Annotated in this window: 20 protein-coding genes; 12 read left to right on the top strand and 8 right to left on the bottom strand. The window is 49.9% G+C overall.

Going from position 1 to position 18,102, the window contains the following annotated elements; all coding sequences use genetic code 11:
- The first annotated feature begins 28 nt into the window (after positions 1-28).
- Positions 29-1,603 (top strand): hypothetical protein, encoded by a 1,575-nt coding sequence (locus ACOZIO_RS18060; protein ID WP_421595558.1) that lies wholly within the window; start codon positions 29-31, stop codon positions 1,601-1,603.
- A 156-nt stretch (positions 1,604-1,759) separates the two neighbouring features.
- A complete protein-coding gene (locus tag ACOZIO_RS18055; protein WP_421595557.1) occupies positions 1,760-2,299 on the top strand; it encodes a hypothetical protein in 540 nt (179 codons plus the stop codon).
- Positions 2,300-2,354: 55 nt separating this feature from the next.
- On the opposite strand, the gene ACOZIO_RS18050 is transcribed toward ACOZIO_RS18055, so the two are convergent.
- Positions 2,355-2,846 (bottom strand): hypothetical protein, encoded by a 492-nt coding sequence (locus ACOZIO_RS18050; RefSeq protein ID WP_129954799.1) that lies wholly within the window; start codon positions 2,844-2,846, stop codon positions 2,355-2,357.
- A 55-nt stretch (positions 2,847-2,901) separates the two neighbouring features.
- Positions 2,902-3,804 (bottom strand): LysR family transcriptional regulator, encoded by a 903-nt coding sequence (locus ACOZIO_RS18045; RefSeq protein WP_421595556.1) that lies wholly within the window; start codon positions 3,802-3,804, stop codon positions 2,902-2,904.
- A gap of 121 nt (positions 3,805-3,925) precedes the next feature.
- Here ACOZIO_RS18045 and ACOZIO_RS18040 point away from each other — a divergent pair, with 121 nt between their 5' ends.
- From ACOZIO_RS18040 to ACOZIO_RS18030, 3 genes are all read left to right on the top strand, one after another.
- Positions 3,926-4,666, top strand: coding sequence for an SDR family oxidoreductase (locus tag ACOZIO_RS18040; protein ID WP_129954797.1), 741 nt, complete (start codon positions 3,926-3,928; stop codon positions 4,664-4,666).
- A 116-nt stretch (positions 4,667-4,782) separates the two neighbouring features.
- On the top strand, positions 4,783-5,037 hold the full coding sequence (locus ACOZIO_RS18035) for a transcriptional regulator (RefSeq protein WP_235173420.1): 255 nt from the start codon (positions 4,783-4,785) through the stop codon (positions 5,035-5,037).
- Positions 5,037-5,381: a type II toxin-antitoxin system PemK/MazF family toxin gene (locus ACOZIO_RS18030; protein ID WP_129954796.1), complete on the top strand. Its 345-nt coding sequence runs from the start codon at positions 5,037-5,039 to the stop codon at positions 5,379-5,381. Before ACOZIO_RS18035 ends, ACOZIO_RS18030 begins: the two co-directional genes overlap by 1 nt.
- Positions 5,382-5,402: 21 nt before the next feature.
- Here the strand turns inward: ACOZIO_RS18030 and ACOZIO_RS18025 are convergent, their stop codons facing one another.
- Positions 5,403-5,783, bottom strand: a complete 381-nt coding sequence (locus ACOZIO_RS18025; RefSeq protein ID WP_129954795.1) for a tautomerase family protein — start codon at positions 5,781-5,783, stop codon at positions 5,403-5,405.
- Positions 5,784-6,147: 364 nt separating this feature from the next.
- On the opposite strand from ACOZIO_RS18025, the gene zorA2 reads away from it, so the two are divergent.
- The 3 genes from zorA2 to zorE all read left to right on the top strand — a co-directional run bounded on the left by zorA2 (position 6,148) and on the right by zorE (position 9,595).
- Entirely contained in the window at positions 6,148-7,797 is a 1,650-nt protein-coding gene (gene zorA2 / locus ACOZIO_RS18020) for a type II Zorya anti-phage system protein ZorA2 (protein ID WP_129954794.1), read from the top strand.
- A 78-nt stretch (positions 7,798-7,875) separates the two neighbouring features.
- Entirely contained in the window at positions 7,876-8,508 is a 633-nt protein-coding gene (zorB2, locus tag ACOZIO_RS18015; protein WP_238483592.1) for a type II Zorya anti-phage system protein ZorB2, read from the top strand.
- A gap of 4 nt (positions 8,509-8,512) precedes the next feature.
- Positions 8,513-9,595, top strand: a complete 1,083-nt coding sequence (gene zorE / locus ACOZIO_RS18010; RefSeq protein ID WP_129954792.1) for a type II Zorya anti-phage system protein ZorE — start codon at positions 8,513-8,515, stop codon at positions 9,593-9,595.
- A gap of 51 nt (positions 9,596-9,646) precedes the next feature.
- On the opposite strand, the gene ACOZIO_RS18005 is transcribed toward zorE, so the two are convergent.
- A complete protein-coding gene (locus ACOZIO_RS18005) occupies positions 9,647-10,552 on the bottom strand; it encodes a DMT family transporter (RefSeq protein WP_129954791.1) in 906 nt (301 codons plus the stop codon).
- A 188-nt stretch (positions 10,553-10,740) separates the two neighbouring features.
- Between ACOZIO_RS18005 and ACOZIO_RS18000 the strand changes: the two genes are divergently transcribed.
- From ACOZIO_RS18000 to ACOZIO_RS17990, 3 genes are all read left to right on the top strand, one after another.
- A complete protein-coding gene (locus ACOZIO_RS18000; RefSeq protein ID WP_165383761.1) occupies positions 10,741-11,619 on the top strand; it encodes an AraC family transcriptional regulator in 879 nt (292 codons plus the stop codon).
- An 85-nt stretch (positions 11,620-11,704) separates the two neighbouring features.
- On the top strand, positions 11,705-12,238 hold the full coding sequence (locus ACOZIO_RS17995) for a GNAT family N-acetyltransferase (protein ID WP_129954789.1): 534 nt from the start codon (positions 11,705-11,707) through the stop codon (positions 12,236-12,238).
- A gap of 35 nt (positions 12,239-12,273) precedes the next feature.
- Positions 12,274-12,897 carry a glutathione S-transferase family protein gene (locus ACOZIO_RS17990; RefSeq protein ID WP_266059877.1) on the top strand — a complete coding sequence of 208 codons (624 nt, stop codon included), beginning with the start codon at positions 12,274-12,276 and terminating at the stop codon, positions 12,895-12,897.
- Positions 12,898-13,032: 135 nt separating this feature from the next.
- Here ACOZIO_RS17990 and ACOZIO_RS17985 read toward each other — a convergent pair whose 3' ends face one another.
- Positions 13,033-14,148 carry an SDR family oxidoreductase gene (locus ACOZIO_RS17985; RefSeq protein WP_129954787.1) on the bottom strand — a complete coding sequence of 372 codons (1,116 nt, stop codon included), beginning with the start codon at positions 14,146-14,148 and terminating at the stop codon, positions 13,033-13,035.
- Between the two features lie 447 nt (positions 14,149-14,595).
- Between ACOZIO_RS17985 and ACOZIO_RS17980 the strand changes: the two genes are divergently transcribed.
- A complete protein-coding gene (locus tag ACOZIO_RS17980) occupies positions 14,596-15,453 on the top strand; it encodes a PA4780 family RIO1-like protein kinase (protein WP_129954786.1) in 858 nt (285 codons plus the stop codon).
- Positions 15,454-15,471: 18 nt separating this feature from the next.
- Here the strand turns inward: ACOZIO_RS17980 and ACOZIO_RS17975 are convergent, their stop codons facing one another.
- From ACOZIO_RS17975 to ACOZIO_RS17965, 3 genes are all read right to left on the bottom strand, one after another.
- Positions 15,472-16,212 (bottom strand): molybdate ABC transporter substrate-binding protein, encoded by a 741-nt coding sequence (locus ACOZIO_RS17975; RefSeq protein WP_217219064.1) that lies wholly within the window; start codon positions 16,210-16,212, stop codon positions 15,472-15,474.
- 47 nt (positions 16,213-16,259) lie between these two features.
- Entirely contained in the window at positions 16,260-17,348 is a 1,089-nt protein-coding gene (locus tag ACOZIO_RS17970) for an ABC transporter substrate-binding protein (protein WP_129954784.1), read from the bottom strand.
- 81 nt (positions 17,349-17,429) lie between these two features.
- Positions 17,430-18,062 carry a LysE family translocator gene (locus tag ACOZIO_RS17965; protein WP_129954783.1) on the bottom strand — a complete coding sequence of 211 codons (633 nt, stop codon included), beginning with the start codon at positions 18,060-18,062 and terminating at the stop codon, positions 17,430-17,432.
- Positions 18,063-18,102: the final 40 nt, after the last annotated feature.

Below are 18,102 nucleotides of genomic sequence, written 5' to 3'. Positions count from 1 at the left end.
ACGGCGAAAAACATAGGGACTTATCGGGATGACAGTTATCTCCTCGGCAGGTAATCAGGCGCTTAATACACTGGTTACGACGACAAAATCACTGACGGCGGTATCCTCCGCCGCCAGTCAGCAGCAGGCTTCAACGGCGCAATCAGCAGCGGTGATTATCGGCCAGACGGACACCACGTCGCCGGTCTATACCATTACCAAACCGGTATTAGTCTGGGAACGCTCTTCCAGCGACCTGATGTCTTCCAAACTCGCATCGAATTTCAGCAACGCCGGCAATGCGTCGCGTTTTGCCGGGCTCGGCGCGGCGCTGCTTGAGCGTTTTACCACTGACGGCAGCAGTTATTCGCAATCGGTAATAAAGCAAACTTCGGCTTCGCAGGCCACTGCGGCGGCCAATGTGGCTGCCCAGTCCCAACTCCATACCAAAGCCGATAATCAGATAAGCCTGAGTATTAAAACCGCCAGCGGTGCACGGGTGGATATTACGCTGGGCAGTGGTGATGACGGTCTTGGCGTGCAGGTGAATGTCAGCAAAGGCACGCTCAGTGATGCCGATCGCAAAGCGCTGGCGGGGCTGGCGGAAGGTTTCCAGAAAGCGATTGATGGTCTGACGGCGCAGCCGCCGAAGCTGGATCTGAGCGGTCTGACGAAGTTTGATTCCTCGGTACTGTCATCGGTGGATTTACACGCTACGCTGGGCACCACCCATACTCAGACGCTGGATTTTCACGCTGATGCCAATACCCGCTCAGTGAAATCGACCGGTATTGCCGGTACGGTGGATATCAGCGTCGACATGAGTAAGCGCGCACTGCTCGGCACAGAAAACCAGCAAAAGCAGGCGCTGAACAGCTATCTCAAACAGATCAACAGTGCGGGTAATCGTGGCAATGCTGATGATTCGCTGATGACCATGTTCAAAGAGGCTTTTACCGCGCTGAACAGCAATTATGGCGATACGGCGACAACCTATAAAAGCCGGGGTTCTGAGCCGGTGTATTTCTCGCTGACCAAAACCGATAAAAACATGATGACCGGACTGGCGGATTTCACGGCCTCGGTGACGCAGACGCCGGTCAGTTCTACCAATCCGATGCGCCCGGATGAAACGGATACATTCTCTTATCAGGTGTCGCAGGCCAGCACCATCACCGGCACCAGTACGCAGGATCGCAATATCACGCAGAAACAGCAGTCACATCTGGTCGCCAGCTACCATGAGTCGCTGACACCGGGGCTGAAACTGAATCTGACCAGCGACCGTAACTCGCAGAATTACCTTTACTACCAGATTGATGACACGGCAGAAAGCACGACGTCCGTGCAATATCACAAAGGTGCGCTGGTGAGTGCGTCGGTGGATCAGTCCGCCACCAACTCAACACATATTCAGAAATATGTGAAAGGTGCGCTGGAATCCGACATCACCACGCCGGAAATCATGTCGAAAACTACTGACCTGCTCGGCAAGCTGCAATCCGCCTGGGAAAATAACGCTCCGCGGATGTTGTTCCGGGATTATCTGGATCACCAGACCCTGCCAGATCTCAGCGGGATGGTACTGATGGAATCGGATCCTGCGGTATTAAAAAATCATTAATCCATTGCAGTAACGTAATTAAATAAACGGAAAATATAAGCCTCTCTGAATATTTCAGGGAGGCTTTTTATTTATCGGGGATGTGATGTTTATTAATTTAAAATTGGAGACAGGAAATATAATGGAAATCCTTCGTTAAACATTTAAGGAATGAATGTGAAGCTCTTACCATTAACCGCACTATTACTCTTTTTTCCTCTGAGCGTATGTGCCAGTCAGGATATCTCGCCGGAGCCATTAAGACTAAAGCAGGCAATGCAATCTGCGATGGACAGCCTGGGCAGACAAACCACGCTATGTGACAAAAAAGAGCAACAAAAGCCGAAAATCACCGCAGAAGATCTGAAGCCTTTTGATCAGGAAACAATATCGACTGCGCTGATGTATTTCAAAAATGAATCAATGAAAGCCTGTATTCAGCAGCAGGAATATGAATATATGCTGAGCATGATTGCCTATGCGGGCAGTTTTCCTGAAAGCGCACATAGCGGGCAAGATTATCAAACAGTGATCGAATCTTTGATTGTCCTTTCGCCAGGTGCAAATCCCTCTGTGATAAAAACAGAAGGTCGGTTTTTAGCTTTACCAGCACCTTTACAGGAAAAACTTAAACAGACATTCCACTCGAAAACCTTCGATCTCGAATTCGTGCTCAATTATTACGACACCCACGGGCAGGGAAAAAGTAAATCCTGATCCAGGGCTAACGTATTAGCGGCCCCGTCCGGGGCTGTTCTTTTCTCTTTAATGCTTACCTGGATATCTCAAACTTCGTCCCTTTCACCACAATTTCATCAAATTGCAGATGATGCATAAACTCGCGCAAAATCAGCAGCGTGGCAGCGAAATCATTGCCGTCAGGAATGCCTTCGAAATGCGCAGGACGGCCATTAATCACCAGCGCCAGCCGGTCAAACGTGCGTTCCACTGCATCCCGCGACAACGTCATAACTTCGTTTTCCGCCTCACCGGCAATGCGGGCCAGCACGCGGATGTCGTTGTCTGTGCTGAATAATTTAGCGCCCGGTGGAATGTCGTGCCGGATGCGCGTCACTTCATCTTCGACCACCATAATGGCGGTTTCCATTTCATCCGGCGTCGGCGGTGAATGGCGGAAATAGCCGACGGAGGTGAGTTGAGAGCCCAGTGTCAGGAGCAAACTTTTATCTTCGCTATCATCATTACGGACGATAACTTGCGTTTCTTCGCTGCCGATATGCAGCAATACAGCAGGTGTGATCATCGGCTTCTCCCAATCGTTAACGTTGTGACGTCATGCCTTCTGAGCAGAAAAACTATCATGTCAGATGCGAATCACGCCGCGCAAACTCTTTCACCATCCAGTCGATAAACACCCGCACACGGGGCGAAAGCTGGCGGTTACGCGGGTAAAGCAGGGAAACCGGCAGCGAACCGGCCGGGAAATCCGCCAGAATTTGCACCAGGCTTCCCTGTGCCAGATCCTCCAGCAGACCGTAATGCGGCACCTGAATAATTCCCATCCCGCGCCGTGCGGCTTCTTTCATGCTTTCCGCGCCGTTGACCGACAAACTGGTTGGCAGCAGGATTTCGCGTGTTTTGCCTTGCTGCTGAAAAACCAGCGGCAGCAGCCCGCCGGTCGCACTGGAACGAAAACCAATCATCCGGTGACCGGCCAGATCGTCAGGTGTTTCTGGCGTTCCACAACGTTGCAGATAGTCCGGACTGGCGCAGGTAATTTCCGGCAACGTACCAAGTGGCCGCGCCACCATATCGCTGTCTTTCAGCTCTCCGGCGCGGATCACGCAATCGATGCCTTCCCGCACCAGATCCACCAGCCGGTCACCTTCACTCATGTAAAACTCAATGTCGGGATACTGCGCCAGAAAATCCGGCAGGCCGGGCAGCAGAAAATGCCGCGCCATCGACCCGTGCACATCCACCCGCAACAGCCCTTTTGGCTGCGCACCGGCAAAGGCCATCTCGGCATCTTCCACATCCGCCAGGATACGCAGACAGCGCTGATAATAGGCTTCGCCATCCAGCGTCGGGCTGACGTGGCGGGTGGTGCGTTGCAGAAGCCGGATGTTCAGCCGCCACTCCAGTTGCTTAATGGCATCGGTCACCGTCGAGCGTTTCAGGTTCAGCGCCTGTGCAGCCTGGGTAAAACTGCGCAGTTCCACCACGCGGGTGAATAACTGCATGCTGTCGAGCTTATCCATGATAATTGTTCACCTTTTCCGGATAGTGATAACGAATATCAGGTAATTATCCGGCAGCGTCAATCGGCTACGCTTTCCTCACCGACAACAGATCCGAATCACTGAAAAAAGGGAACGCATCATGACTTCATCCAAACCGAAAGTCGCGCTGGTCACCGGCGCATCACGCGGTATCGGCGCCGCCATCGCAGAGCGTCTGGCGCGCGACGGTTTTACCGTGATTGTGAACTACTCACGCGGTGCGTCAGAAGCCGACGAGGTGGTCAGAAAAATTGAACAGGCAGGCGGAAAAGCCATCAGCGCGCAGGCGGATGTCAGCGACGCGGCGGCGGTCAGCCGGATGTTTGCCAGCGCGGAACAGGCGTTTGGCGGCGTGGATGTGCTGGTGAATAATGCGGGTATTATGACGCTTTCCGCTATCGCCGATACCGACGATGCAACATTCGACCGCCTTATCGATATCAACCTGAAAGGCACTTTCAACACGCTGCGTGAAGCGGCGAAAAACCTGCACGACGGCGGACGTATTATCAATTTCTCATCAACGGTTGTCGGGTTATATCAGCCGACTTATGGCGTGTATGCCGCGACCAAAGCCGCTGTCGAGGCGCTGAGCCGCGTGCTCACCAAGGAAATGCGCGGCCGCCAGATAACCGTCAATACTGTGGCGCCCGGTCCGACGGCAACGGATTTATTCCTCAACGGTAAATCCGAACAACTGGTGGAAACCATCGCCAAAACCTCGCCGCTCGAACGCCTCGGTCAGCCGGAGGATATCGCCTCCGTGGTCGCCTTCCTCGCCGGACCCGACGGTGCCTGGGTCAACGGCCAGACGCTGAAGGTGAATGGCGGGATTATTTAACACGCCTGTTTAAGCCAGGAAGATAAATAGTCTGAATGCAGCTCGCAAAAACCCGTACCAGGAATACTGTGACGGGTTTTTGGTTGTATACTCTTTGTAGATACAACGGTGGGGAAATGAACATGCGTACTCGGGCCACATTACAGAAATGGGGTAACAGCATCGCGTTAAGGCTGTCCGGAAATTTGAAGTCAATTCCACAATTCGAGGAAGGTGATGTCGTTGATATCGAGATTTCTGAAGACGGGCTGCAAATTCGTAAAGCCGAAAAGCAGAAGGTCACTGAGGCCAGCTTGTTATCGGGGCTGAGCGCGTATAATGCTCACGCTGATGAATTGGCAGAACCGACTGACAGGGAGCTTGATTATTAATGTATTTACCAAAGCGCGGGGATATTTGCTGGCTGGATTTTGAACCCACCAAAGGAAAGGAAATAGGCAAATATCGACCAGCGCTGATCCTGTCTCATGAAACTTATAATCAGGTTACCGGGCTGGTGATTTGTATGCCGGTGAGCAGCAGTATCCGGGGCGCGCCGACCGAAGTGCCGCTCAACAATCTGAGCGCACCTTATGTGGTTGCCACCACGTTGATACATACAATGGACTGGCGGCACCGGCAGGCTAAGTTTATCGCTGTTGCCGAAGATGGTGTGTTTAACGATGTACTTGCCCGGATTATTCCGCTGATTGGCGGTGAGAACTTACTGGCCTGAAGTTAATCTTCAGGCCACGTATCATGCGTATTGCGCTTCGCCGTTGCCGAAGGACCAGTTTTCTTTCGGCACTTCGACCAGGCTGATGAACACATCTTCCAGACGTAATCCGACTTTTTCATGCAGCCCGTAAGCTACGGCGTGATAGAACGCCTTTTTCATTTCCAGTGTACGGCCGGCGTTGAGCGTTACCTGAATCACAATGCAGTTCGGGCTGCGCTGGATATTCAGATAATCAGGAGAAATCATCATTTCTGCCGGAGAGTGCTCGGAGATGACAATAAACTTGTCGTTTTCCGGCGCATTAAGAGCTGAGCGCAGCGCGTCATAGACCACTTCGCCGACGGTTTTGCGGTAGGTTTCAGGTTTTCCTTCAACCATATCAATACGTACAAAAGGCATTTTATTCTCCTCATTATTTTCTGTAGGGCGTGCATCTCTGAGGATGCGGTCGTTAAGGTATGCAACACGAGGAGTAGAGTTGTCGAGCGATTTTTTGTACGTACCGGTATTCTACGTACACTTCCTCATTAGCCCTTGCTTATCTCATGATACTTAAAAGTATAATAATAACTAAGGTAAAATAGTTCGTTTTCAGTAAAAGTAATAATCCGTTGTAAATGATATTTATCATGCCTTTATTGCAACTTTCTTGGTATTTTATGTCCCCTTTTTCTGATAACGATTGTTTTCAGAATTCACAGCAATAGTTAATTCAAGCATAGCCTTTCGGCGTTTGCTTCTTTCATGTTCCAAAAGGATCACAATGCTGTCAAAAGTGCTGGAATCTTTGTTAAGTGCAATGGATTCATCAACGATAACCGATTGTTTTATTTGGGCTGTTGTACTCGTTTTTTTTGGTGCTTTATATGCCAGGTATAAGAGTAAATCACCCCGTTTTTTGGAATACGCACCGACTTTAATGACTGCGCTTGGGATCTTGGGGACCTTCGTAGGGGTCGTGATTGGACTTTTGCATTTCGATACAACCAATATAGAACGCAGCATTCCTGTCTTATTGGGGGGATTAAAAACAGCATTTATTACAAGTATTGTCGGTATGTTAGGTGCTCTAGCATTTAATATTTTAGATACGATGCTCTCCTCCCCCCGGCCAAACGGTATGAATGTAGCCCAGCCAGAAGCGGTGACGCCTGATCATATTCACCAGGTTCTCCAGTCGCAGCACAAGCTTTTAGAACGAATTGCGTTCGGTTTTGATGGAAATGATGAGGTCTCTTTAGTGGGGCAATTGAAATTGTTGCGCACTGACATGGGTGATATTTCTAAATTGCAAAGAAATCATCATGAAGAGTTCAGTCAGAAATTATGGGCTGAACTGACTCACTTTGGCGATTTGATGGCAAAAGGCGCAACAGAGCAAATCATCGATGCCCTGAGAAAAGTCATTGTCGATTTTAATAATAACCTTACGGAACAATTTGGTGAGAATTTTAAGGCCTTAGACAGTTCTGTTAAAAAACTCGTTGAATGGCAAGGTGCTTATAAAGACCAAGTCGAAGTGATGAGTGAGCAATATAAGCAAAGTGTTGATTCGCTTATGGAGACAAAAAATTCTGTCGCGGGTATTTGGGAAGAGTGCAAAGAAATCCCTCTCGCAATGGCAGAACTGCAAAATGTATTGAAGGTCAATCAGCATCAGATTGATGAACTTTCAAGGCATTTAGACGCTTTCGCGACCTTAAGAGATAAAGCCACCGAAGCTGTCCCTGCAATTCAAATGAAACTGGATGAAGTTGGGGAACAATTAAAAGCCGGTGCTTTAAGTGTCAGTGCTTCGCTGGAACAGACTGGCGGACAGTTGTTGGTCAATGCTAACTCTATGCGTGTTGCTCTGGATGAAGGTGCAGAAGGTTTCAGAAACTCCGTAACGCAAACCCAGCAATCTTTTGCTTCTATGGCACATGACGTAGCGAACTCCTCAGAAGTCCTGACATCCTCTCTTGGAGAAACTGTGGAGGAAATGAAGTCCAGCGCCATTGAACTTCTTACTTCGATGCAAATCTCTGTATCCGACATGGGAGGAAAACTGAAAGATCATTCTGCGGACCTTTCCGCAATGATGAAAACTCAGTCTGATGAACTTTCTGGCGCGTTGAAAAGTAATTCGAGCAATATGCTGGATACTCTGCAGAGTTCGTTTGATAAGGCAAACTCCGGACTTACCGAACATGTTAATGATTCCCTAGGTCGTTTTGGAGAGGCAATCAATAGTCAGCTCAAAGCCTTCGGAGAGGCAACCGATCGTGAAATGAATCGTGAATTACAAATCCTGGCTGATTCACTTATTTCGATCAGTAAAGGCTTCATAAATAACTATGACCAGTTAATTAAAGAATATCAGGTTGTTATGGGGCAACTTAAGTCGATGATTAACAGCAATGAGCGCAGGTAAAAAATGGAGAAATTCTTAGGTAAACCTGTGGAAGTTAAAAAACAGGACAATGAACACTGGATATCCATGTCAGATCTGATGGCGGGGTTAATGATGGTGTTCCTTTTTATTTCTGTTGCTTATATGCACTATGTTCAGGTAGAAAAAAATAAGATCAAAGAAGTCGCCGTTGCTTATCAGAATGCACAAATAGAACTTTATAATGCGCTTGAAATGGAGTTTGCCAAAGATCTGCCTGACTGGGATGCTGAAATTGATAAGCAAACATTAGAATTTCGTTTCAAATCCCCAGATGTATTGTTCAGAACAGGTAGCTCGGATCTTCAATTAGGATTTAAGTCTACTCTCGATAACTTCTTTCCCCGGTATCTTACCGTACTTGATAAATTTAAAGAACATATTACTGAAGTCAGAATTGAAGGCCATACCAGTAGTGACTGGACCGGGACATCTGACCGTGATGTTGCTTATTTTAACAATATGGAATTGTCGCAAGGTAGAACCCGAACAGTACTGGAATATGTCTATGAAATGGATGAAATTAAAAGCCAGCGGCCTTGGATAAAATCTCATTTTTCAGCAGTAGGTTACTCATCATCACACCCCGTGCTTAACGCTTCTGGCAGAGAAGACCCGAGCCGCTCAAGACGAGTCACCTTTAAAGTCGTCACTAATGCTGAGTTGCAGATTCGACGGATAATTCAGGAGTAATATAATGAAACTTAATATTAACTTATCTGAATTAATCCGGCTGGGAAAACGCATGCTACCAGAAGGATCGGGTTTTATTTTGGGCGAAAAGTCAGTGAGTTTTGAACCTTTAGATGTTGAATTGGAAAGCGGTATAAAAATCAACATTAGTGAGTTGGATGCCGGCACAGGGTTGATTTCATTTAAGGGACGTCAGGTTCTACTTTATATACGAGATCATAGTCAAATATATGATTCTGCAATAGCTGATCCTGGTAGAGGCAATAAATTTCATATTGCATGGTGTAAAACGCTGGATACTATGCGGCAGGACGGTCGTTTTGGTCGCTATCATGCAACAAACCGACTTGATGGATTTTTCGAAATCGACGATGGCCATGGAAAACATCAGGATATCGAACTTAAAGTCTGTAAAAATTGTCTGGAGAAATTGAATTATCGTGAAAGCGCTAATAAGGCCGTTAGACATATTGTGTTTGCTTCTTTTGTGCTCAAAGATTTCTTTTCTCATTACAGTACTTGTTTTAGCTATATGCCTAAAGGTTTATATAACGCCACAAATAGCGGCTATACTGAAGACTGGAAAGAAATATCTAACAGGATAAGAAAGAGAAGTGGTTTTGTATGCAGTGACTGTGGTGTTGATATGAGTTCACACCGTAATTTGTGCGACGTACACCACAAAGATGGTGTGAAATATAATAATACGGAAGAAAATCTAGAAGTCGTTTGTCGCGATTGTCACCGGAAAAAACCGCAGCATGGATGGATGTTCCTTTCATCATCGGATATGCAAGTTATAAAGGCTTGCCGACTACAACAAGGCGTTAATAACGTCAATACCTGGAGTGACGTTTATTCCCTTACTGATACTTCTATTCATGGCGATATTAATATATTAGAAATGAAGAAATATCCATTACCCAAGCTGGGTTATCAGATAGAAAATGCGGGGCAGGGTAGAGAAATAACTCTGGATGCTGCCTGGGTATCGGAAAAAATTGCTGTAAATCTGGAGCCCGTTTTTTTGCCCGGTTGGACTATTTTTACAGTCAGTGAAGCTGTGTCATATATCAATGAAGGCTAAGGCTGCCGGTTTGCGGCGACCTTGCCAATTGTGTGACGTTACTGGATTTACTTAAACCACAACAGCCTTCCTCCTGAACATCCCCCGCCAGCCTGGGCGACAGAACATCACAAGATTCCCCAGCAGTATCAGCGCCAGCCCGATAACCGCATTAGTGTGCCACTGATAACCTTCATAAAATGTTGAAACCGTCAGCGCGACCAGCGGGAACAGCAGTGTGCTGTAGGCCGCCTGACTGGCACCGATACGGCCAACCAGTGTGAAGTAAATACCGAAGGCCAGTACCGAACCAAACACGGAAAGATAAACCAGTGAGCCGAGATATTGCGGTGTCAGGTCGATGGCAAAGGAAGCGCCCTGCACCAGACTCAGCGCGCCCATGACTGCCGTGCCGTAAAACATTGCGTAGGTGTTTGTGGAAAGCACATCCAGCCCGTGACGCTGATGGCGTGAACTGATCATATTCCCCAGCGAGAAGCCGTAGGTGCCGAGCAGGCTGAGGCCGATGCCTTTTAGCAGTTCCGGTGCAATGTGTGCCGCACTCAGATCATGCCAGAACAATGTGATAATGCCTGCCAGCCCGAGAACCGACGCCGGGATCACTGCCGGAGCCAGTTTCTGGCGGAAAAACAGCATGCCATTGAAGGCGTTAAACAGTACAGCCATCGAGAAAATCACCGATTCCAGCCCGCTGGTGATGTAGGCTGCGGCGTGATAGAAGCAGTAAAAATTGAAGCAAAAAACGCAGCAACCCTGAACCACGCAGAACAGGTGATCTTTCAGCGCCAGGCGGCGCAACCGGCGTGTTGCCAGCAATGCCAGCAGCATGATCACCGCAGCCAGCAGGAAACGGTAGAAAACGGACACCGTCACCGGTACGTCCCCCTGTTGCAGATAAATCGCAAACCAGGTGGTGCCCCAGATCAGGATCACCGAAATATAAAGCAGTGCGTTCATAGAATTCTCTCACCCGAAAAGTAATGACTGAGGGAATTCTGCGGTAACGGCAGGCGTCTGGCTTTCAGCGATTTGCGCTGAGTTGCATATTCTTGCGCATTTTTCCGGTCACCAGCTCAGCAAGATCTGGCTCTGCGGCGGGGAAAAACCGTAAAATGAGCGTCATCTTTCTTCCACACGGGCATGTCATGACTAAGGTTTATCAGGCTTTCGAAACGCTGCGTCAGCATAAAGCGGTTCTGCATGACAGTGTGGCGCTGGGTTCCGGCATTCAGCTGGCGGCGTGGTCGAATAAAAATGACATCGTGAATCAGGAAAGCGCCGATCACCATACGCTGAGCCTGTACGTGGCCGATGGCTACGAGTGTTATCACAAAACCCGCAGTGGCTGGCGTAACGGCGGCGGGCCGGATCGTTTTTGTCTGATGCCCAAAGGCAGTATGTCGAGCTGGGATGTGCGCGACGATTTATCGTTTGTGCATCTGTATTGCTCCGACGAACATCTGCGGCATCTGGTGGAGCAGACCTGGGATCGCAGCCCGGCAGCGATTGAGCTGGAAGAACGCACATTCGAAGAAGATCCGCAAATTACGTTATTATATCGCCACTTTTTGCTCAGCAGTCAGTGGCAGGAAAACAGTAATCAGCTGATGCTGAGCAGCGCCGCCAATCTGCTGATGGCGCATCTGGTGAAACATTACACCCGTCTGCAATGGGCGCTGCCAACGGTACGCGGCGGTCTGGCACCGCATATTCTCAACCGCCTGAAAGATTATATTCATACCCATCTCGCGGAGCCTTTATTACTGCCGGAGCTTGCCGCGCTGGCAGAACTCAGCGAATTCCACTTTGCCCGCATGTTTAAACAAAGCATGGGGATGGCGCCGCACCAGTACGTGATGAATGCCCGCCTGATCCGCGCGGAAAATTTGCTAAAAACCAGCCGGATGGACATCACCACAATCGCGCTCGAATGCGGTTTCAGCTCTGCCAGTCATTTCAGTAACCGCTTCAAATCTGTGCGCGGCATAACGCCGACGGCGCTGCGTGGCGGCATTATTACCTGATTTTTATTTCCTGCTAAAACCTCTCTTCCTGTCTGGGCAATTACGGTGCTAACGTAATGGTTCTTCACCTTATTCAGGAAAAACCATGCAGACCTCCGCTCCCGTTATCGAAACCGAACGTCTGATTTTACGGGGTCATCATATTGATGATTTTGAATACATTGCCGCGCAATGGGCCAATCCGGCCGTCGTGAAATATATCGGTGGTACACCGTCAGGTCGCGAAGCCAGCTGGAGCCGCCTGTTGCGTTATCCGGGTCACTGGCAGATGCTCGGTTTTGGTTACTGGATTGTGTTCGAAAAATTGCAGGGTACAGAAGGTGCGTTTGTCGGCGAAATGGGTCTGGCGGATTATCAGCGTGACATCACGCCATCGCTCAATGGCATGGCAGAAATGGGGTGGGTGATTTCGCCGGCATTTCACGGCAAAGGTTACGCCTTTGAAGCGGCAAAGGCGGTGCTGAACTGGGCCGGTGCACATGTCGATCGCCAGCTATGCTGCATTATTGCGCCGGAACATCAGGCCTCCGTTCGTCTGGCGGAAAAGTGCGGTTTCGTGGCTCAAACCGATACCACTTATCATGGCTCAGCCACGCGGATCTTCGTTCGTCCGTCGTGACCGGCTATTCATGCATCACATTAACAGGAGCAACCATGCTAAAGATTCTGGGTAAATCACCGTCGATCAATGTACGTAAAGTGTTGTGGACCTGTCATGAACTGGGGCTGGACTTTGAACAGGAGCAGTATGGTTCGGGTTTTCAGTCTGTCCAGACAGCGGAATTTAAGGCGCTGAACCCGAATGCGATGGTGCCGGTGATGATCGATGGCGAGTTTGTCCTGTGGGAATCCAACGTGATTTGCCGGTATCTGGCGGCGCGTGAAGGACGTGAAGATTTGCTGTCATCCGACCCGAAACGTCGTGCCCTGGCCGAGCAGTGGATGGACTGGCAAGCCGGTGAACTGAATAATTCCTGGCGTTATGCGTTTCCGGCGCTGGCGCGCAACAGCCCGCAGCATCAGGATCCGGCACTGATTGACGCCGGTGTCAGTGAATGGAACCGTCACATGCAAATGCTCGAAGAACAACTTCAGCGTAGCGGCGATTATATTCTGGGCGATAATTTTACGCTGGCGGATATTCCCATCGGGCTGTCGGTGAACCGCTGGTCGATGACACCCATGTCGCGTCCGGCCTTACCGGCAGTGACAGCCTATTATGACCGGCTCAATCAGCGCGAGGGATATCGTCTCTATGGCCGCAATGGCTTAGTCTGATCCCCGTCATGCTTCACGCTGCCTTCATTCACCCCGGTCACTTACTTATGTAAGCTCCCGGGGTCTCATTCAGTTGCCGCCTGAATGCCACGAGAATGATGTCAGGAAATATTAATTATTTAACAGACGCCGGGTTTATTTAAAATCCACCTGCATCAGTTCACTAATAGACTGACCGCGGGTTGAGGAAACACATTTATCAATATAGCTATTGAAGGCGGCGGGTTTTGGAATACCCATGTCCAGTAGCCGGGAATTATCAAATTTCACGTTTAACTGCGCAAACCCGCCGTAAAGTTTAATTGCGCGTAGAATGATTTTATCATTGCACGGGCCGAGTACATCTTTAAATTGTTTACGGATGCCGGTAAATTCCTGATAACTGATTTGTTCATATTCACTGATAATCCGCGGGGCATTATTGGCTTTTGCCACCGAAGTATCTATTTCATGAAATGGTGTACACATCTCTTCGCCGGAAGAAATATGATAGAAATTATGGCTGAGGCTTTTGGCGAGACACAGTTTTACCAGCACCATCGCGCAATAGTCTACCGGAATGACATCCACCTGATCGTCGAGCGTGCAGGTGAATTTCTTCAGTTTAATTGCCATCATGAACACCCAGAAGATGCTGCTTGAAGGCTGGCAACCATGCTGAGTGTGGCCGACGATAATTGACGGTCGGGCAACCACGAACGGCAGCGACGGGCATTCGGCGCGGACGAGATTCTCAATCGCGCGCTTGGAAGCCGTGTACTGCACCAGATCTTCGTTCTGTTCGTTGTCCGGCATACCTTCGTAGAAAACGCTGTCTTTATCCGGCATTGATGCCATTGCCGTGCCGACATGCACAAATCGCTGCAAACCTTTGACCTGTGCCATGCGTTTGGCGAAGGTCAGTGAACCTTCGACATTTACGCGCCACATAGCCGGATTATTGCCAAAAGAGGCGATCGCAGCGCAGTTAATAACGTGCGTGACATTATCTAAACGTGAGTCATGAATAAAACTTTCCGGTTCGGCCAGGTCACCGGTCAATATAGATTGCTCATTCAGTGCAGAAAAATGGGCATCATTTAATTCAAATTTCTTCAGGTTATCAATAATTCTGGCGAGTCCCGTCGCTTTATCGTCAGCCCTGACTAAGAGTAATAATGCATTATTGGTGGTAAGTTGCTGGCGCAGAAAATATTCGACGACAGCTCCGCCAACAAAACCAGTGGCACCGGTTATTAAAATAGTATTCATATCAGAAAGACCTGCAACGGGAAATTACCGGCACAGTACCACCTCTATTGTAAACGGAACGTATACCATTTTTGGGCTTAAATAAACGAAGGGTAAACAGCACGAAAAGCTTAAAATTGATAAAAAGTTCCGGAAGCATAAAAATTTTCTCACCGCAGATTTTACTTACAGAAGGAAATAATTATCGGGCGTGAATTAATTATTTAAGCCAAATTTAATGCTGTTGCAATAAAATTCTGAGGGGTTTTACCGGTGAAAAGAACGGCTAAAAAGTGATAACGTATGTGCATAAAGTATCCACTCCATCGCCACTACGTTAAACTGTACCCCTGAGAACAGTGAGCGATAAGGATCAGAAAGGATGACGCGAACGGCGTGTCTGGTGTGTAATGCAGGGAATATTGCGCAGGTCATTCCCTCATGCGCTGAAATAAGGTACAAGGCTGCATGAAAATCCCAAATAGAATCCAACCTCTGGTGGATGACGGCCTGATTGATGATGTGGTCCGTCGACTGAAAAGTGGCAAAGAGGCCGACGTTTACACCGTGTTATGCGGTGAAGAGATCCGTTGCGCCAAAGTGTATAAAGAAGCGACACAACGTAGCTTCAAACAGGCCGTGCAGTATCAGGAAGGCCGTAAAGTCCGTAACACCCGCAACGCGCGTGCGATGCAAAAAGGGTCAAAGTTCGGGCGTAAACAGCAGGAAGAATCCTGGCAGACAGCCGAAGTGGATGCGCTGTTCCGTCTGGCGAATGCCGGTGTGCGCGTGCCGCAACCTTACATTTGTCTGGACGGTGTGCTGCTGATGGAGCTTATCACCGATGCTGACGGCGTGGTCGCGCCGCGCCTCAGTGACGTCATCCTGACGGAAGAAGAAGCGATAGCCGATTTTGAGACCATGATCCGCAACATCGTGCGCATGCTGTGCGCCGGTATCGTTCACGGTGACTTATCGGAGTTTAACGTGCTGATGGATGCCGAAGGGCCGGTGATTATCGACCTGCCGCAGGCCGTCGATGCCGCTGCCAATAATCACGCCGAATCGATGTTCGAACGCGATGTGAATAACATGACGGAGTACTACGGCCGGTTCGCACCGCAGCTGCTGGAAACGCGCTTCGCCAAAGAAATCTGGGCATTGTACGAAGACGGCAAACTGACGCCGGAAACTATTCTGACCGGGCTGTTCACCGAAGATACGCATAAAGCCGATGTGGATTCGCTGCTCGATGAAATCACTGCCGCTGAAGATGAGTATTACGACCGTCAGCGGGCAATGAAGGAAAGAGACCTCGATCACTAAGGCATGGTTGTAGGTCCTCTATTCCGGCATTACCGCATGTTTTCCGCAAAAACCTGCGTTCTGCAAAATACGCTGGCCGGTTTCTGAAAGAATAAAGTCTGCCAGCGGTTTCCCTTTCTCCGTGCAGGTCGCCAGCGCATAACGGGCCCGCACGTTATAATCTGCCGGAATATTGAAGACTTCCAGCGCGTCGTTTTCCCGTAACAGCGTGGCATAACTGGTGTAGCCGATGAAAACATCGGCCTGACCGCTGCAGATCAGCCATTCTGCCGCCAGTTTACCTGCCGGGATTTTTGCCGATTTTTCACCGCCCACCAGACGCAGTGCTTTGTTGCGTAAAATCGCCCCGGCATCAGGATGCCGCCTTTCAATCAGTTCGAACATCTGCCAGGTGTAATCACCGGAAGGATCGCTTTGCGGTGTGGACGTCGCCAGACGAAAACGGGGATCCAGCAACACGCTCAGCCAGTTGAGTTTCTCCAGTTCCGGCCCTTTTCGGGCGGCGACACACAGGCTGTTACCGCAAAAGGCCTCCACTTCCAGCGCCTTACCGTGCTGCTGCAACGTCAGCGGATGCGCGGTGTTGGCGGAAGCAAACAGATCGACCTTTTCGCCCTGTTCGATCCGTTCGCGCAACAGCCCGGCGGGGCCGAATTCTACGTCGATTTTGTTGCCCGTCTCTTCCGTAAAGGCATCGCACAACGGTGCCCATGCGCGGCGCAAACTCCCTGCCGCCAGCACTTTAATCGTCTTTGTCATCAGGTCTCCTTATCACATTGCCTCCGCGTAAAGCGCCGGAGACGAGGCTATTTCTCCGCGCGCGCCGCATCTGCCGCCGATTTAAAATCTGTGCGGTAGAAGCGCTGATAATAAGCATCAGCCTGTTTGTGCATATCAATGTCAGCAAATTTTTGCGGGTAGAGTTTCTTCGCCATCCACAGTTCGCCAATCGCCAGCGCTTCAGGCATCGGATAGCCCCAGGCTTTGGCATATTCCGGCATCAGATAAACACGGTGATTTTTGACCGCATCAATACTCTGCCATTTGGGATCACCGGTGATCTGCCCGACCACTTCCGGATAACGATCCTGTACGAAGATCACCTGCGGGTTCCAGGCGATCACCTGTTCCAGCGCGACCTGCTTAAACCCTTTTACCGTCGCGGCAGCAACGTTCATCGCACCGGCATGGGCCATCATCAGGCCGGTATATTTGCCGGAACCGTAAGTGGTCAGATCGGGATTTGCCATATATGTGCGGATCCGCTGATTGGCCGGAACACCTTTCAGCCGCCCGGCGGTTAACTGGCGCTGAGAAAAAGTATAGTCGATCAACGCCTGTGCCTGTTTCTGGTGATTGACGACTTCGCCAATCAGCGCAATACCTTTCTTCAGTCCTTCGGTATACGCCTTATCTTCATCAGGCAGGACCGGGTTCATCATGTGTTCTTCGCCTTTCGGATCATCACGCAGTGAAACCGCCACGACGGCGATCCCGGTCTGGCTGATCTGGTCGATCATTTCCTGCGGTGCATAGTGGGTGACGAATACCACTTGCGGATGCAGTGCCACCAGACTTTCCAGATTCACGCTGGTCAGGTCGCCGACCACCGGTGTTTTCGCCAGTTCCGGCGCGAGGCGTACATAACCGTTGCCCAGTTGCCGCTGCCAGTTATTCAGTACGCCGACAATATCTTTAGTGGCATCCAATTGAACCAGCAAGTTGAGGGTCTGATGCTGCAATACGACGACACGGTTAACCTGATCAGGAAGCGTGACCTGACGGCCGAGCTGATCGGTTATCTGGCGGGTGGCAAAAACGGAAGGGGAAGACAGGCTCAGGGCCAGCCCGAGCAGGGTAACCGAGGGCAAAAAACGCAATGAAAATGGGTGCACGGAAAAATCCTCTGATTTCGTTATGCAGAGGATTATATAGCGTTGGTGCGAAACTGAATATAACCGGTGACAAATGGCCGGTTATTTACGTCCGTCCAGCAACATACGCACTGCCAGTCCGCCCAGCACTGCACCCATAAACCAGCGCTGGATGATCATCCACACAGGCCGTCCTGCCAGGAAAACGGCGATGTAACCGGCCGAAAGCGCAATGAGTGCGTTAACTGACGCACTGATCAGAATTTGCGAGCCACCAAGAATCAGTGACTGTGCCAGCACATGCCCCTGTTCCGGCACGATGAATTGCGGCAACAGTGTCAGATATAATACCGCCGCTTTCGGATTCAGCAGGTTCGTGACCAGCCCCATGGTGAACAGCTTTTTATTGCTGTCACGTGGTAACTCCCTGACCTGAAACGGTGAGCGGCCACCGGGTCTGACCGCCTGCCACGCCATATACAGCAGATACGCTGCACCGCCGATACGCAGGGCGTCATAGGCAAATGGCACCGCCATCACCAGCGCGGTAATACCGAGCGCAGCAAACAGCATGTAAAACAGGAAGCCCAGCACAACGCCCCCCAGGGAAATCAGACCGGCTTTCGGCCCCTGACACAGCGAGCGCGAAATCAGGTAAATCATATTCGGGCCAGGCGTTAACACCAGCCCGAGGCAAATTAACAGAAAGGGGAACCAATGAGCGGCATCTGGCATGACAGCCTCCGGCAGGCTTCAGAAAGTGGCAGCCCACAGA

This window comes from Rahnella sp. PD4 (assembly GCF_049199325.1).
Taxonomy (GTDB): domain Bacteria; phylum Pseudomonadota; class Gammaproteobacteria; order Enterobacterales; family Enterobacteriaceae; genus Rahnella; species Rahnella perminowiae.
The sequence above is the reverse complement of the archived record's forward strand: the minus strand, read 5'-3'. Positions and strand labels throughout refer to the sequence as shown.